The sequence below is a fragment of the Vreelandella sulfidaeris Esulfide1 genome (genome assembly GCF_054072535.1).
In genome coordinates this window covers 3,003,702-3,018,999 of the sequence record NZ_CM133364.1, presented here as the reverse complement: position 1 = coordinate 3,018,999, position 15,298 = coordinate 3,003,702, and the positions used below count along the sequence as shown (strand labels likewise).

At 56.0% G+C, this 15,298-nt stretch carries 14 protein-coding genes; 6 read left to right on the top strand and 8 right to left on the bottom strand.

Features of this window, described 5'->3' with window-relative positions; genetic code table 11:
- Positions 1-63: 63 nt before the first annotated feature.
- From ACW44H_RS14145 to ACW44H_RS14120, 6 genes are all read right to left on the bottom strand, one after another.
- Complete coding sequence (locus ACW44H_RS14145) at positions 64-1,113, bottom strand: FecCD family ABC transporter permease (RefSeq protein ID WP_457505172.1); 1,050 nt, start codon at positions 1,111-1,113, stop codon at positions 64-66.
- A complete protein-coding gene (locus tag ACW44H_RS14140) occupies positions 1,110-2,129 on the bottom strand; it encodes a FecCD family ABC transporter permease (RefSeq protein ID WP_457505171.1) in 1,020 nt (339 codons plus the stop codon). Before ACW44H_RS14140 ends, ACW44H_RS14145 begins: the two co-directional genes overlap by 4 nt.
- Positions 2,123-3,100 carry an ABC transporter substrate-binding protein gene (locus ACW44H_RS14135; RefSeq protein ID WP_457505170.1) on the bottom strand — a complete coding sequence of 326 codons (978 nt, stop codon included), beginning with the start codon at positions 3,098-3,100 and terminating at the stop codon, positions 2,123-2,125. Before ACW44H_RS14135 ends, ACW44H_RS14140 begins: the two co-directional genes overlap by 7 nt.
- A gap of 70 nt (positions 3,101-3,170) precedes the next feature.
- Positions 3,171-3,503, bottom strand: a complete 333-nt coding sequence (locus tag ACW44H_RS14130; protein ID WP_457505169.1) for an AzlD domain-containing protein — start codon at positions 3,501-3,503, stop codon at positions 3,171-3,173.
- Positions 3,500-4,222, bottom strand: a complete 723-nt coding sequence (locus ACW44H_RS14125; protein WP_457505167.1) for an AzlC family ABC transporter permease — start codon at positions 4,220-4,222, stop codon at positions 3,500-3,502. Before ACW44H_RS14125 ends, ACW44H_RS14130 begins: the two co-directional genes overlap by 4 nt.
- The gene (locus tag ACW44H_RS14120; RefSeq protein ID WP_457505165.1) at positions 4,219-4,749 is read right to left on the bottom strand and encodes a helix-turn-helix domain-containing protein; all 531 of its coding nucleotides are present in this window, start codon (positions 4,747-4,749) and stop codon (positions 4,219-4,221) included. Before ACW44H_RS14120 ends, ACW44H_RS14125 begins: the two co-directional genes overlap by 4 nt.
- Before the next feature lie 152 nt (positions 4,750-4,901).
- Between ACW44H_RS14120 and ACW44H_RS14115 the strand changes: the two genes are divergently transcribed.
- On the top strand, positions 4,902-6,203 hold the full coding sequence (locus tag ACW44H_RS14115; RefSeq protein ID WP_457505164.1) for an MFS transporter: 1,302 nt from the start codon (positions 4,902-4,904) through the stop codon (positions 6,201-6,203).
- Between the two features lie 168 nt (positions 6,204-6,371).
- Here ACW44H_RS14115 and ACW44H_RS14110 read toward each other — a convergent pair whose 3' ends face one another.
- Both ACW44H_RS14110 and ACW44H_RS14105 read right to left on the bottom strand, forming a co-directional pair.
- Entirely contained in the window at positions 6,372-6,689 is a 318-nt protein-coding gene (locus ACW44H_RS14110) for a hypothetical protein (protein ID WP_457505162.1), read from the bottom strand.
- Between the two features lie 140 nt (positions 6,690-6,829).
- Entirely contained in the window at positions 6,830-7,453 is a 624-nt protein-coding gene (locus ACW44H_RS14105; protein ID WP_457505161.1) for a CDP-alcohol phosphatidyltransferase family protein, read from the bottom strand.
- A 295-nt stretch (positions 7,454-7,748) separates the two neighbouring features.
- Between ACW44H_RS14105 and ACW44H_RS14100 the strand changes: the two genes are divergently transcribed.
- The 5 genes from ACW44H_RS14100 to ACW44H_RS14080 all read left to right on the top strand — a co-directional run bounded on the left by ACW44H_RS14100 (position 7,749) and on the right by ACW44H_RS14080 (position 15,268).
- Positions 7,749-9,398 carry a DASS family sodium-coupled anion symporter gene (locus ACW44H_RS14100; protein WP_457505160.1) on the top strand — a complete coding sequence of 550 codons (1,650 nt, stop codon included), beginning with the start codon at positions 7,749-7,751 and terminating at the stop codon, positions 9,396-9,398.
- Positions 9,399-9,597: 199 nt separating this feature from the next.
- On the top strand, positions 9,598-10,113 hold the full coding sequence (locus tag ACW44H_RS14095; RefSeq protein WP_113271092.1) for a CinA family protein: 516 nt from the start codon (positions 9,598-9,600) through the stop codon (positions 10,111-10,113).
- Positions 10,114-10,152: 39 nt separating this feature from the next.
- Complete coding sequence (gene nadE / locus ACW44H_RS14090; protein WP_457505159.1) at positions 10,153-10,977, top strand: ammonia-dependent NAD(+) synthetase; 825 nt, start codon at positions 10,153-10,155, stop codon at positions 10,975-10,977.
- Positions 10,978-11,066: 89 nt separating this feature from the next.
- Positions 11,067-12,212 carry an exonuclease SbcCD subunit D gene (locus tag ACW44H_RS14085; protein WP_457505158.1) on the top strand — a complete coding sequence of 382 codons (1,146 nt, stop codon included), beginning with the start codon at positions 11,067-11,069 and terminating at the stop codon, positions 12,210-12,212.
- The gene (locus tag ACW44H_RS14080) at positions 12,209-15,268 is read left to right on the top strand and encodes an AAA family ATPase (protein WP_457505156.1); all 3,060 of its coding nucleotides are present in this window, start codon (positions 12,209-12,211) and stop codon (positions 15,266-15,268) included. The genes ACW44H_RS14085 and ACW44H_RS14080 overlap by 4 nt, the downstream gene beginning before the upstream one ends.
- Positions 15,269-15,298: the final 30 nt, after the last annotated feature.

Genomic DNA, 15,298 nt, shown 5'->3' with positions numbered 1-15,298 from the left:
TCGTAACAATGCTCGTAAGCTGTATTCGGCGCCCGCGGGGCGCCGTTTTTTTCTGAGTAGATATTAAACGCGGCCGCGCGATCGATGTAGCAGGTAAACGAAGAAGGGCGCGCCAATCCCGGCAACGAAAATACCCGCTGGTAGGTCTTTGGGTAAAAAGGCCACACGCCCGAGCAGGTCTGCATTAACGACGATCAATGCCCCTACCAGCGCAGAAACGGGCACTAAACGCGCCAGGTTTCGCCCCACCAGCTTGGACGCCAGATGGGGCGCGATTAACCCCACAAAACTCAAGCCACCGGCAAAGGCGACGGCGGCGCCTGCCAACGCTACGCTACAGCCCAGTAGTATCATTCGGCTACGCAAAATAGGCACCCCAAGCCCTTCCGCCACTTGATCGCCCAATGCCATGGCATCGGCATGTCGGGAAAAGGCAAGCACAACGGGGGTCGCCGCCAACAGCCAAGGCATCAAGCCCATCACATCCCCCCACTGTGCAGCATACAGGCTGCCGGTGAGCCATACGTAGGCGGTCATGGCCGCCGAGTCCTCGCTGATCACGATCAGCAACGTAGTGCCTGCGCCCATGGCCGCGGCAAGGCCAATACCGACCAGTACCACGCGCGATGGGCTGATGCCGTTTTTCCACGCAAGGCTGGCGACCAGCAAGGCGGACGCCAGTGCGCCCAGCATGGCCGCCGCGGGCAGCCAGTGAATGCTCAATAACGTGCTTAAAGATGTACTCAAGAGCGTCAGATACAGCACCGCGGCCAGCGCGGCACCGCTGGTAATGCCGACTACATCCGGCGATGCCAGCGGATTGCGCACAATGCTTTGCAAAATAGCGCCCGCCATCGCCAGGGCAGCCCCGACCAGTATCGCCAGCACAATACGGGGCAGGCGTAGCTGCCAGATGATAAAAGCGAGATCACTATGGGTGGGCGCTGTCAGTGCACCCAACACCTGAAGCGGCTGGGTGGGAAAACTACCCAAGCAGAGCGAGAGCCCCGCGCTTGCTGCTAACAACAGGCTCAATAGCCAAAGGCTGTGCAGTAAGCGGTTACTTTCATTGTTAGCCCCGCTTTCATAGGTAAGCGTTGATGATTGCGTCATTGGCTAGCCATCTTGCGTCGCGCTAGATAGATAAAAAAGGGCGTGCCGATCAGCGCTGTCATGACCCCGACCGGTATCTCCTGAGGGGGCATTAACAGGCGCGAGGCCACATCGGCCAGGAGTAGTAAGCAGGCACCCAGCAGAGCGCTGGCGGGCAGCAGCCAGCGGTGGTCGATGCCGAATATCCCCCGTGCCATATGCGGCACAATCAGTCCCACGAACCCAATCATGCCTGCCAGTGCCACCGCGCCGCCCGCCAATACAATCACCACTAATCCGAGTAGCAGTTTGATGGTGGTGGCCTGCATACCCAGCCCGGTCACCATCTCATCGCCAAGCAGCAGCGCATTGGCGTGGCGTACAAGCAGTGCACTGAGTATCAGTGCGCCGCCAAAGAGGGGCAATAAGGGCATGACCAGAGAAAGTTCGCGCCCGGATACCGAGCCTGCCAGCCAGTAGAGTACGCTTTCGAAGTTCTGTTGATCGATCACCAATAACCCTTGGCTAAACGATACAAACATTGCCGTTACCGCCACCCCGGCAAGAACGACGCGCAGCGGGGAGAGCTCACCGTGCCGACCACGGCTGAGTAGCACCACCAAAACGGCAGCCACGAAAGCCCCCAGCAGGGCTGCCCACACGTAGTGGGCAGGGGTATGCAGGGGCAGCAGCGACACGGCGACGACGACAAAAAACATCGCCCCGGCGTTGAGGCCTAAAATGCCTGGGGATGCCAGCGGATTGCGTGTCATGGTTTGCATCAATACCCCCGCCATGGCCAAGCTGGCGCCGACCAGCGCGGCAATCACCGCACGGGGAAGGCGCTCGGTGAACAGGATGATATGGGGTACCTGGCTGGGGTCGTAATGGTTAAGCGCCGCCCATAAGGAAGGCCAGGCAATGTCAGTACTGCCCAGCATCACACTGGCGATAAAAGCGCCAACGGCTACTAAGCCAGCCAGCAACAAACCGACGCTTTTGGCAGGCGTGCTTTTGATAGAATGGCGTGTCAGCATCCGGTTTGCTCCTCGGTAACGGAAGCCTCTCGGCATTCATGCAACGGCGATGCGGCGCGCGTGACAAAACCGTAGTGCGTGTAAAGGTCGTCCAGCATGGCATTGGCCGCCAAGATGCCGCCGCCCATCATCCAACTGACCGGGTCGACCTCGAATACACGCCCGTGTTGCACGGCCGAGAGCTGCTGCCAAAGCGGGTGTGCCTGCCAGTGCTGATAATTATCCGCAATAGCGGGGTCATCAGGCTCCAGCAGGATAAACAGGACATCGGCCTCTAATACAGGAATGTTTTCAGTGCTGGTGAGCTTCATGCCCCAGCTTTGAGTGGGCAGATTCTCTGGCTGCGCAAAGCCCAGCTCGGTTAATATCGAGCCCGCAAAACCACGGGTATAAATACGCACGTGATCACTTTTAAAACGCACCACGGCCACTTTTTGTGGCCAGTCACTGCCTAACTTGGTGGCGATCTGCTGGCTAAAATCGTCAGTTCGTTCCTCCCAACGTTGCAGGAGCTCACTGGCCTCTGCTTGGCGGCCAGTGGCATCGGCTACCATCGTGAGCGTGGTTTTGAAATTAAACACCGTCGGCGCTGACACCGTGGGCGCAATTGCGTTGAGTAGCGGCGCGATGCTCGCGTGGCGGAAATCGCTGGCGATGACCAGGTCGGGATTGAGCCAAGCAATTTTTTCCAAGTTGGGCTGCGTTTCAAGCCCCACGTGCTCAACGCTAGCCAGTGGATCGCGCAGGTAGCGATACATAGGCTTTTCAAGCCAGGAATCGACTACGCCGATCGGCGTCAGCCCCAGGGCAATAGCACTGTCAGTCGCTCCCTGGTAAAGCGTAACGATGCGTGGCGATTCAGTTGAGGCGTGTAGCGGGGTGGCGGGGGCGAAAATTGGAAAGAGCGCCGCGGTGGCTATTAGCAACACACGTATCCAATCCTGACAGCGATGAAAGTGTGCGGTTTGCATACATGCCACTGGCTGGTAGAAGTCTAAAAGCAGAATGATGGCATGAGGTAAAAGCTAATGCAAAGCATTATCAAATGTAGGCGGCTATCTGCACCAAGCCAAACACCGCGACCCCAGCGGCTACCGGCCAGCCCAACGAGCGTAATTTCCACCACACCAGCAGCGTGACGGAAAGCCCAATGACCGTTGCGACCCAGGACGTCGCGCTTGGGTTGACCGGCATAAGCGAAACGCCCAGCACGGCGGCAATCATCAGCGGGCCGAGAATGCCCAGCCACTGGGGCATGTTATTAATCCCGCTCGCGCTGTTTAGCCGGCGCTGCATCCATAAAAACGGTACGACCCGCAACAATAGCGTGCCCAATGCTGAGGCCACCACGGCTAGCCAGAGTGCGCTGCTCATGGCTGGTTTCTCCCTGATTGAAACTTGACCATGTAGAAACAGATAGCGCCGCAGGCGGCCGCCAGCGGAATGGCCACGTTGCTCCAGCTATAGAGGGTAAGCATCAACGCGGCAAAAATGGTGCAGCTCAGCGCCAGTGCCCAGCGTTTGTCGGTAAAGCGCGGCGCGACCATGGTCAGGAAAAGCGCGGGAAGGGCGAAGGGCATTACTTCCCCGAGCAGTGGCCAGCGGGCGGTTAACGTTTCACCCGCCGTGGCGCCGACCATAGTGCCCACGATCCAGACTCCCCACGCCAGCAGTGAAGCACCCACAAACCAGCCGAATCGCTCAGGCGCCGCGAGCTGTGGAAGGCGCGTCAACGCGAGGGCAAATACTTGGTCGGTCAGGCCGTGCATCAGCCAGGGCCAGTGGCGGCTGCGCGGTAACAATGCCGCCAGGTTCGGACCATACACCACATGGCGTACGTTAATCAGCAGCGTCATCGCGACCACCAGCCAGAGTGGCGAGCCGGCCGCGACCATGCCGACGAACAGAAACTGCGAAGCACCGGCGTAAATTAGCGCTGAAATCGCCGCCGCTTCCCACATGCTAAAGCCTGCCTGGGTGGCCACCAACCCAAACGACAGCGAGACCGGAATATAGCCGCCCAGCAGTGGAATTGCTTCACGCACACCTTTTAAGGCGTAACGAGCAGGAGAGTGGCTGGCAAGTTGGCTCATGGCGTTTCGCCTTTTGCGGCGTAGGTGATGGTCATCATCAAGGTAGCTTCTGCGGTTTGGGTGCGATAAAGATGCGGCTGATCGGCGGGAAAGGTGAGAGTGTCGCCAGGTGCCAACTGCGTAGTGGCGCCTTCTGGTCCCGCTTCCAGCCAGCCGCTAATCAGCGTTAATGACTCGCGAGTGCCCAGTGAATGGGCCTCGGCATGGCGAACCGTATGGGGCGCACAGCGCATCCAATAGGCGTCCACCTGGGGGGTGTCTTTCCCTTGATCGATCAAGCGCACTTGGATGCCATCTTCACCCAAGGGCACGGTGATGGGGGCCACCAAGGTTCCGAAAGGCACATTAAGCTGCACCGCCAGCCGCCAGATGGTGTCCAGCGTTGGGTTGCCGTTGCCCTGTTCAAGGCGGCACAGGTTGGATTTGGCGATGCCCGCCTCACTGGCCAGTTGCGACAATGACCAGCCCCGCTCCAGGCGAAGTGCTTGAAGGTGATGGCCCAGCGTATTGAGCGAGAGCTTATCCATGGTGGTGCGCCCTTAGAAGTGCCGTTCTTTATATAGAACGTTCTATATAAAGAACGTTAGCCTGTCAACGAAAATTGCATGAGCCTCCGCTGGCACTCTTTATGCATCGGCTTAATGCATTACCCTTAGGTAATCGGCTGCGAGGAGACGCAATGCGATCATTGGCAATGCTAAAACCGGTTAAATCAATCCTGTATAGCGTGGCGTTACTGCTGCTAGGCAATGGGTTACTCAATACGCTCCTGACACTGCGGGGCACGGAGGAGGGGTTCTCCAGCGCCGTGTTGGGGATGATTATGTCCGGCTACTTTATCGGCTTTATTGGCGGCACCTGGGTGAGTGGTCGTCTGATCAGGCGCATGGGGCATATTCGTACTTTTGGTTTCTGCGCCTCCGTTTGTGCCTCGGTGGCGCTGTTGCATCTGGTCTTTATCAACCCATGGGTATGGTTGCCCTTACGGATGGTGTACGGGCTTTCGTTCATTACCTTAATCACCGTGATCGAGAGTTGGTTGAATAGCCAAGCAGCCAGCCATGAGCGGGGGCGCATTTTCGCAGTTTATATGGTGGTCAATCTGGGCGCCTTAGCCACCGCACAGCAGCTGCTGCGGCTCTCCTCGCCACAAGGATTTTTGCTTTTTGTCATCATTGCCATCTTGATTAGTTGGGCACTGTTGCCCATTACGCTGACACGACGTGTTCAGCCGAAGATGTCTGAACGACCCAAAAGTAGTCTGCGTGCGCTGCTAGGCTTTGCGCCCTTGGCGGTGGCCTCTGCCGCGTTATCGGGGCTAGCGATGGGCGCGTTTTGGTCGATGACCCCGGTCTACGCCACGCAGTTAGGGTTTGATATCGGTGGTGTCGGGTTAGTGATGAGCGTGGCAATTGTTGGCGGCGCATTGCTGCAAATACCCATTGGTCGCTTTTCCGATAAGCATGACCGCCCACGGGTGATGACATGGGTCGTGCTGTTAGCCGCGTTGATCGCTGCGTGCATGCCGTTTGCGCCTACGCATGAAGCGCTGTTAGGCCTTTACTTTCTCTGGGGTGGCTTGGCGTTTTCACTCTACCCACTGGCGGTAGCGCAGTTAATTGATCAGCTTCACCCCGATGAGATTGTCGCAGGCTCCGCGGACATGTTGGTGATGCATGGCGCTGGCTGTGCGGTGGCGCCCATTGCAGCAGGCTCCTTGATGACGGCAGTCGGAAGCCAAGGCCTACCGGTTTACATTGCTTGCGTGTTTGCGCTACTGGGCATGTATGCTATTTACCGCCGCCGCCGCGTCACCGCATTGGTTACTCACACAGCGCACTTTGAGCCGATGGTGCAAAGTAGTGCAAAAGTGCTGGAATTGATCTTCGATGATACCCAAGGCGATCTTTTTAATGACCCTAGTTTCTACGAAGAGCACGAGCGTCAGCGGCTGAGGGATGTCTTAATGTCAAAATCGTGATCTTAATTTTAAGCTATAAAAGTCTGCGCTGGGATTACCTGCAGCCGCAAGACAAACAAAAATGCCCCTGACGCCTAAGCGGCCAGGGGCACCGATAAAAACGATACTAGTAGTAGAAGCCATTCTCTTAGCAGAAAAGACGCTACTACTAGAAGTGATATAAGTAAGCTACGCCGCAACAATATGTAGTTTAGCGGGGGCGGTTTTGTGCGGCTGAATGATGGGTTCGTCGTTATCGGCGAACAGATCAGACCTCTTTATTTCCGCATAGCCACGCTGGGTTAGGGCGAGTACTTCTGGAGAGGTGCCCCATTTCAGCAGCATTTCATCGAGCAGTTGCTCGGCTTTTTCATCCAGACCCCACTGGCTAAGCAGTTGAGCAATGGCGTAGTCGCAGTCAGGGGTGTCGAACAAGTCATCCTTGATATCTTGAATGGCGATGTGAAGACCCGCTTGGGAAAGTTCGCTTAGCGTTTCACTGTGCATATCACGGCTCCGTGTGAATGCGAATGGAACGGCGGCTATCATGGCGTAACCGCCTGAATTTATGTTGTACGTGTGTTGTACGACAACGATCCTAATATACGCATGAACGGGAAGCAAATGCAAAAACATTCCATGACAAACTAGTGACCATTATGCCGACGCAGCGTCCAGTAGCCACCCCATAATCTTGTGGCGGTGGTAATAAGGCAGGCAATGGCGAACAGCGTTGCTAACGTTGGAAAGTACGCAGGGAAAAGACAAAACATCACCAAGGCCGCCACGGTTTCAGTGCCTTCGGTTAAACCTTCTAAATAGTAAAATGCTTTATTTGGAAAATGCGGGCGCTCAATTGCCTGCTGCTTGGCGGCAATCGCAAAAGCTAGGAACGAGGTGCCAGTACCAATAAACGCAAACAATAACAAGGCGGCTACCAAGGCATTTTGAGCGGGGTTGGCCAGCGCAAAACCAAGCACCACGGCAGCGTAAAAAACGAAATCGAGCCCGATGTCGAGAAACCCGCCTGCATCGCTAGAGTGGCCACTAAGGCGCGCTAGCGCCCCGTCAACGCCATCACCCAGTCGGTTAAGCACAATCGCCAGCAGCGCCCACCCATACTGTTCGTAGGCCAGCAGCGGTAACGCAGTAATGCCGATCAAAAAAGCGGTGAACGTCACTTGATCGGGTGTGATGTGTTGTTGATGCAACGGTGTTGCGAGGCGTTGCAGCGGGCGATGGGTAAGCGGCATTGTAAAACGGTCAAGCACGCGTTTCTCCTTGGCGGTTATCGGGAATATTGCGTGATATCGGGAATATTGTGTAATGACGGTTAGCCGTCACATAGGTTAACGCGAGATCTATGTCGGCGTTAGCAACTGCTAATTATTAAACTAAAGTCGTTACACTTTAGTGGTAATTGCGGACAAGTCGCTGGACTAATTGTCTATAGCAGTGAATAAAGGGCGCCAAAATAGGTCTAGTATTGATTTTAGTACGGCGCATTTACCGAAATGCTGACCTGGGCCTTTTCTTTTACCTCTGACCGCAATTGGCGTTAACGTTATGCATAAAATAGCCCTGATGACGGTATGGGATCAGCTATGGCACTCCCATTACCAAGCCAAAAATTTATTGATGTGTGCGCTACCAACGGGTGGCGCCGCAAAAGCGGCGGCTTCCAACGCCAAGCGCGAGCCTTCTCATCAACCTAAGCCACCCGCTTATACCACCCCGCAGAAAGTTGGGTTGTTGCTTGGCCCGCTATTGTTCGCTTTTATAGTGATGTTTTTTCACCCTGAAGATTTAAGTTTTGAAGGGCGTATGGTACTCGCCACTACGTTATGGGTGGCTGTGTGGTGGATCACCGAAGCGATTCCCATCCCCGCTACTTCGCTATTGCCGATTGTGCTACTACCCATTACCGGCGCGCTGGATGGCAATACGGTGACGGCTGCCTACGGTAACCCGATTATTTTCTTGTTTCTGGGCGGTTTTATGATCGCACTGGCAATGGAAAAATGGGATTTGCACAAGCGTATCGCCCTGTCGATTATTGCCGTGCTGGGCACGAGTATTAATAGCATTGTATTTGGCTTTATGGCCGCTACCGGCTTTCTATCGATGTGGGTATCCAACACCGCGTCGGTCATGATGATGTTGCCCATTGGTACTGCCATTGTTTACCAAGTTAGCCAGGAGCTTGAAAAAGGTGACCGTGACCGCACTGGCGAAATCGAGAAATTCAGTAAGGCGTTGATTTTCGGTATTGGTTACGGCGGTACCATTGGTGGTTTGGGCACGCTGATTGGCACGCCACCGAACATTATCCTCGCAGCCATTGTTAATGAGCTGTTTGGTATCGAGATCTCTTTTGCCGGCTGGCTAATGTTTGCTTTTCCTGTCGTGGTGGCACTGCTGTTTATCGCTTGGCTGTTACTGACGCGGGTGTTCTTCAGAATCGAGTTTAGCCACTTGCCGGGTGGACGAGCACTAATTAACAAAGAAAAAGAAGCATTGGGTAAAACCAGCTTTGAAGAGAAGGCAGTGCTGGTGGTTTTTCTGTTTGCGGCCTTTATGTGGATTACCCGCTCGTTTTTGTGGCAGGGCCAGATCATCAATATCCCCGGTATCAACGACACCATGATCGCGATTGTTGCGGCATTACTGTTATTTTTGATTCCCTCAAAAAATAAGGGTGGCTGTCTGCTGGGCTGGGACGTAGCGAAAGATGTCCCGTGGGGGATTCTGCTGCTATTCGGAGGCGGTTTGGCGATTGCCGCAGGCTTTGGCTCTTCTGGCTTGGCCGAGTGGATCGGTGGGCAAATGAGCGTACTGGAAGGCGTGAACTTCTTGTTGGTCATTCTAATAGCGACCGGTATGGTGCTTTTTTTAACCGAAATCACTTCGAATACCGCCACGGCCACAATGATTTTGCCAGTTCTGGCGTCATTGGCACTGGCGCTGGATATCCACCCCTTCGTACTGATGGTGCCTGCCGCCATGGCCGCCAACTGCGCCTTTATGCTACCGGTGGGTACCCCACCCAACGCAATTATCTTTGCTACCGGCAAACTCAAAATTATTGAGATGGTGCGCACCGGCTTCTGGATCAACATTATTGCCATGCTGTTAATAGTAGCCGCGGTGTATTTCTTGCTGCCTGTGTTATGGGATGTAGATTTAACCAACTATCCCGACGCCTTTCGCAACTAGTTATAAGGCTAACTCGAAGGCCCCTATCCTCAGGTAGGGGCTTTTTTTAGCCGTATTATTTAGGGAGCCCCTGGTGAGTTAAATGGCATAACTTATGTTAATAGCCGTCAAGTGTTTTAGACAAATCATAGCGCTTAGCTATAGTGCCTAAAGGAGTAATAACAGAATAGGGTGTGATAGCGTCATTAGGAGAAAAGCAATGGAACTGCTTGAAAAAATTAGTGAGTATCTTAAAAAGCACGAATTGAAGATGGCCACGGCTGAGTCTTGTACCGCAGGTTTAATCGTATCCGAACTCGCCAGTATACCGGGCAGTGGCCAGTCAATAGATTGTGGCTTGGCGGTTTACTCACCAGAAGCCAAGAATCGCTACTTAGCCGTTAGCTTTGACACCATCGAGTCCTGCGGGCTTACCAGTGAAGCGACCTCCCGTGAAATGGCGCTAGGCGCGCTAGATAACAACGATGCTAATGTGGCCGTCGCCAATACCGGCATCGCTGGTCCTGAGCCACACGATGGCATCCCCGTGGGCACGGTGTGTTTTGCTTGGGCCTTTCGCCACAATCAAAAGACCTACCTGATGACTGAGACGCAGCGTTTTTCAGGTGACCGCAACCAGGTGCGGTTGGCCGCAGCACATTACGCCTTGGAGTTGATTCCTAAATACCATGGCGAGGTGCTGGCAGGTAACGCACCTAGCGTCGACGAAGCATGATGTCGGCTACCAATAGTTCGCAAGGAGGCAGGTAAATCAATGAATAACCAAGCAACCCAACAGCAGCTTATTCAAGCAGACTTGCATGCCCAAGGTTCGATTGAGCCTCAACACGAAGTCGATAAACGCGTGGATTTTCTATGTAACCAAATGCTTGAAACAGGCCAACATGCCCTTGTGTTAGGGATTAGTGGTGGCGTGGACTCGACCGTCGCTGGGCGCTTAGCACAGTTGGCCGTAGAAAAGGCCCGCAATAAAGGGAGTGACGCGCGCTTTTATGCCATGCGGCTGCCTTACGGCGAGCAAAAAGATGAGGATGATGCGCAACAGGCACTGACCTTTATTTCCCCCGATGAAGTGCTCAATGTGAATGTAAAGCCGCCCAGCGATGCTCTGTTGGCTTCCTTGGAAGAGGGCGGTTTGACATTTCAAGACGCCGCTCAGCGCGACTTTGTATTGGGCAATATTAAGGCGCGCCAACGCATGGCGGCTCAGTATGCGGTCGCTGGTGCCAAGTCAGGTTTAGTGGTGGGGACTGATCAAGCCGCAGAGGCATTGATGGGCTTTTTCACCAAATATGGCGATGGCGCCTGCGACCTGGCACCGCTGACTGGGCTCACTAAAGGGCAGGTAAGAGAAATCGGGGCCGCTTTGAAGGCACCCGCCTCATTAGTAGAAAAATTGCCCACGGCCGACCTGGAGTCGCTTAAACCCCAGTTGGCGGACGAAGTGGCGCTGGGTGTCACCTACGCCGAAATTGATGCCTTCCTTACCGGCCAGCAGGTCAGCGAACAGGCCTACACAACCATCACCCGCACCTATCAACGCACCGATCACAAGCGTCAGCTACCCAGAACACCGTAGCGACACTTTTAACAAGCTCAACGCCTGCGCTAAACGCAGCGCCATTAGGTTGCTATGATGCCGCTACACTATTGGCTGTTGAGCTTGTTATGCGTTTACTCCATACCGCTGATTGGCACCTGGGTCGGCTATTTCACAATCTTTCATTGTTGGAAGATCAGCGCCATGTGCTCAACCAGCTCATCGCTATCATCGATCGGGAAAACGTCGATGCGGTGCTGATCGCTGGCGATATCTACGACCGCTCGGTGCCGCCCTCGGCGGCCGTCACGCTGCTGGACGAAGTGCTCCACGCGCTATGTGAAGTGCGCAAGCTGCCGGTCATCATGATTTCAGGCAACCACGACGGCGCCGAGCGCCTGCGTTTTGGCGCGCGCCACCTGCGCCAAGCTGGGCTGCACATTCTTTCCGATTTAGCTGATTTCGCCACGCCCGTCACCCTGTCTGTGGGCGGCGTGGAAGTGGATGTATTCGGCATCCCTTACGCCGACCCGGAGCAGGTGCGCAGCCAGTTTAACGTTGAGGCGCGCGATTTCGATGCTGCCCATCGCTATCTGGTGGAGCAGATCAGCGAACAGCGGCATGCAACCCGCCCCTGCATACTGATGAGCCACTGCTTTGTGGATGGCGGTAGCGCCTCAGACTCGGAACGACCGCTGACGCTAGGGGGCGCCGAAAACGTCGCCTGGGAGCCCATGCAGCACTTCGATTACGTGGCGCTGGGTCATCTGCACGGCCCCCAGTATCGCGGTGGTGAGCATATTCGCTACAGCGGGTCGCTGCTCAAATACAGCTTTTCCGAAGCCAGCCAGCGTAAAGGCGTCACGCTGGTCGAGTTAGGCGTGAACGGCGTCACGCAAATTGACCAGATGACACTGATACCCAGCCGTGAAGTGCGTGTCTTGGAAGGCGAGCTGGATGCGTTGATCGCCCAGGGCCGAACCGATAAGAACGCCGACGATTACCTGTTGGTGCGATTGACCGATCGTCACGCGATTCTCGATCCCATGGGCAAACTGCGTGAGGTGTACCCCAATGTGCTGCACCTCGAGAAGCCGGGCATGCTAGAGGCGCGCGGTATGCAGCAGCTCGACCGGGAGCGGCTGCGCTTTGATGCGCTGGATATGTTTAGCGACTTCTTCAACCAGACCAGCGGCGAGGCCATGAGCGAGGGTCAGGCCAGCGCGATGGCTGAATTGATTACCCAACTGCAGCGCGATGAGGCCCAGCAATGACGCCGTTAATGCTGACCATGCAGGCCTTTGGCCCGTTCGCGGGCACTGAAAGCATTGATTTCACCGCGCTGGGCAAAAGCCCCCTGTTTTTGATTAACGGGCCCACCGGGGCGGGTAAGAGCTCGATTCTCGATGCGCTGTGTTTTGCTCTTTACGGCCAGACGACGGGTAATGAACGCGACCCGACCCAGATGCGCTGCGATCAGGCAGATGCTGCGCTGTTAACGGAAGTTAGCCTCGATTTTCATCTTCGCGGCGCTGATTACCGGGTTCGGCGTGTTCCCCAGCAAGAGCGTCCCAAAGCGCGCGGCGAAGGGACCACCACGCATAATGCGGAAGCCCAGCTTTGGCGATTAAAGGCGGGTGGCGAGGTAGAAACCTGCTTGGTGGCGCGCAAAGTCAACGATGCCACCGCCGAGTTGCAAACGCTGATTGGCCTGGATGCCAACCAATTTCGCCAGGTCATGGTGTTGCCCCAGGGCAAGTTCCGCGAGCTGCTGATCGCCGATTCAAAAGAGCGCGAAAAAATCTTTTCGCAACTGTTTCAAACACAGATCTTTCAGCGTATCGAAGAGCAATTGCGCAATCAGGCCAATCAAATCGAGCGGGATGTGAAGGAGCATCGCCAACATATCAGCGGCATTCTGGCCGGGGGCGAGCTGGAGAATGAGGCCGCGTTAGATCAAGAACTGGAGGCGCTAAAGCCACAGGTGGAAGACGCACGACACCAGTTCGAAACCGCGCAGCAACAGCGCCGCAAGGCCGAAATACAGCGCGACGAGGCCCTGGCGCTGCAGCGCCAATTTGAAGCCCGCGATACGCTAGCGGCGGACAAAGCTCGCCACCTTGGGCAGCACGATGAGATCGAAAGCAGCAAGGAGCGTCTAGCACAAAGCGCCCATGCACAGGCGCTGCAGGCGCCAAAAAGCGCCTTAGACCAAGCGCAGCAAGCAGTAACGACCGCTCAAGCCGAACAGCAAACGGCTGAAGCTGTGTTAACCGCCCAGCGTTCTAACGCCCAACAGGCAAAGCAGGCATTAGAAACGACACGTCAGCGACAGTCAGAACTGCCTGCGCTGCGCGAGCGTCATCGTCAGTTGGGCGAGTTTATTCAAAAAGGCCAACAGCTCAGCGAGCTGCAAACGCATTTTCAAACGGCGCAGGCCGCGTGGCAGCAAGCGGACAGTGCACTCAAACGCGACGAGGCCCAGTTAGACGCTATTCGCCAACAGGGTGAAGCGATAGGCGTCAATCTCGAACGTTTACAGGCCGAGCTCCAGCAACTGGCCAGCGCACCCGCTGAGCTTAACCGCCACAATCATCTACTGATCCAGCGCCAAGAGCTGGATGAACTTGGCCGCCAAGGGCGCGAGTTAACCGCTCAACAGCAGCAGGCAGCAGACGCACTTGAACGCCGAAAAAATGACGCAGCACAGGCGGATCGCAGCGCCACAGAGCAGGAGATGCGCTGGCACCAGGGCCAAGCCGCGCTACTTGCATTGACGCTCGAGCAGGATGCGCCCTGCCCGGTGTGCGGCAGCTTAGCGCATCCCGCCCCGGCGGTTGACAACGCCGAGGTCGTCACTCAGGCGCAGGTGGAGGCGGCCAGGTCGGCTCAAGAGCAGGCCCGCCACGCTCTTCAGGTCGCTGAGCGCCATCACCAGCAGCTTACCCAGCAGATTAACTACCACACGCAGCAAGTGCAACGACTCCATCAGCAGTTAGGCGAGTGGGCGAGCCAAGCGCTGAAGGCACTACAAAACACCTGCGATGAGTTAAATCGCCAGGTCACTCGGCAGGCAAGCGTTGAGCGCGAGGTTCAGCAGCAAATCGCCGCCCGTGATGCGCTACGACGCGAGTGGGGCGCGCTGGATAAGCAGCTTAAAGCCCAGCGGCCCGCGGTTGAAAAAGCCAAAGAGGACGCGTTGAGGCTAGAAAGTCAGCGCGATCAGTTGAGCCAGTCGCTGCCTGAAAATGCCCGCGACCCCGTCGCTATGCGCCAAACGCTTACTGAGCTTGAGCACCAAATAGCGCACATTGAGCAAGATTGGGAAAGCGCTCAGCAAGCGCTGTCGAACAGTCAAACCCAACTGGCGCGAGCAGAGGAGCAACTACGCGGCACGAACGAACGTATCGAACGCAGCGAGCAGTCGTTACAGCAGGCGCGAACGGAGTGGCAGGCCGCGCTACAGACCAGCCCCTTTAGCGATGAGACGGCGTTTCAGGCAGCGCAGTTGGATGCTGCTCAGCGCCAAGCGTTGACGCACCACGTCGAGGCGTACCAGCGTCGCTTAGCTGAACTCGAGGGCGCGCTGCAGAATTACCAAACCCAGCTTGCCGACAAAACGCCGCCGGATCTTACCGCGCTCACGACCTTGACCGAGACTGCCCAAGCGGCCGAGCACACCCAGTTAGAGACATGGCGAAAGCTTGATGGCCGTTTAGCGACGCTGCACGGTATTCGCCAAAAGCTGGCGACTGCACATACGGCCCAAGCGGAGCTTGAAGCCCAATATCAACTGTGGGGCACGCTAAGCGAAGTCGCTAATGGCCGCACCGGGCATAGAATCAGCCTGCAACGCTTCGTGCTCGGCGTGCTACTGGATGACGTTCTGATTCAGGCTTCTGAGCGGCTGGTCCGTATGAGTCGGGGGCGCTACCAGTTAGTTCGTCGAGAAGACCCCTCAAAAGGCAACAAGGCGTCGGGGCTGGAGCTTGATGTCGCCGATACCTACACCGGCAAGAACCGTTCGGTAGCGACGCTTTCTGGGGGGGAGTCTTTCATGGCAGCGCTGTCGTTAGCGCTGGGGCTTTCGGATGTCGTGCAGGCGTACGCGGGCGGCATTCAGTTGGATACGCTCTTTATCGACGAAGGCTTTGGCAGCCTCGATCAGGATGCGTTGGATCAAGCCATCGCCATGCTGAGCGAACTGCAAATGGGCGGGCGTATGATTGGAGTCATTTCCCACGTCAGCGAGCTCAAGGAGCAAATGCCCATCCGGATAGAAGTACGCGCTAGCCGGCACGGTAGCTCGGTAGCCGTGAAGGGCGCATAGCGGTAATGTGGAAGTCGGCAGCGTTAATTC

Excerpts from the sequence above, each read along its gene's own strand:
- ACW44H_RS14120 (WP_457505165.1), bottom strand. The coding sequence starts at position 4,749 with ATGGATAAGCTCTCGCTCAATACGCTGGGCCATCACCTTCAAGCACTT.
- ACW44H_RS14125 (WP_457505167.1), bottom strand. The coding sequence starts at position 4,222 with ATGAGCCAACTTGCCAGCCACTCTCCTGCTCGTTACGCCTTAAAAGGT.
- ACW44H_RS14100 (WP_457505160.1), top strand. The coding sequence starts at position 7,749 with ATGCATAAAATAGCCCTGATGACGGTATGGGATCAGCTATGGCACTCC.
- ACW44H_RS14135 (WP_457505170.1), bottom strand. The coding sequence starts at position 3,100 with ATGCAAACCGCACACTTTCATCGCTGTCAGGATTGGATACGTGTGTTG.
- ACW44H_RS14085 (WP_457505158.1), top strand. The coding sequence starts at position 11,067 with ATGCGTTTACTCCATACCGCTGATTGGCACCTGGGTCGGCTATTTCAC.
- ACW44H_RS14110 (WP_457505162.1), bottom strand. The coding sequence starts at position 6,689 with ATGCACAGTGAAACGCTAAGCGAACTTTCCCAAGCGGGTCTTCACATC.
- ACW44H_RS14145 (WP_457505172.1), bottom strand. The coding sequence starts at position 1,113 with ATGACGCAATCATCAACGCTTACCTATGAAAGCGGGGCTAACAATGAA.
- ACW44H_RS14095 (WP_113271092.1), top strand. The coding sequence starts at position 9,598 with ATGGAACTGCTTGAAAAAATTAGTGAGTATCTTAAAAAGCACGAATTG.
- ACW44H_RS14130 (WP_457505169.1), bottom strand. The coding sequence starts at position 3,503 with ATGAGCAGCGCACTCTGGCTAGCCGTGGTGGCCTCAGCATTGGGCACG.
- ACW44H_RS14115 (WP_457505164.1), top strand. The coding sequence starts at position 4,902 with ATGCGATCATTGGCAATGCTAAAACCGGTTAAATCAATCCTGTATAGC.
- ACW44H_RS14140 (WP_457505171.1), bottom strand. The coding sequence starts at position 2,129 with ATGCTGACACGCCATTCTATCAAAAGCACGCCTGCCAAAAGCGTCGGT.
- nadE (WP_457505159.1), top strand. The coding sequence starts at position 10,153 with ATGAATAACCAAGCAACCCAACAGCAGCTTATTCAAGCAGACTTGCAT.
- ACW44H_RS14080 (WP_457505156.1), top strand. The coding sequence starts at position 12,209 with ATGACGCCGTTAATGCTGACCATGCAGGCCTTTGGCCCGTTCGCGGGC.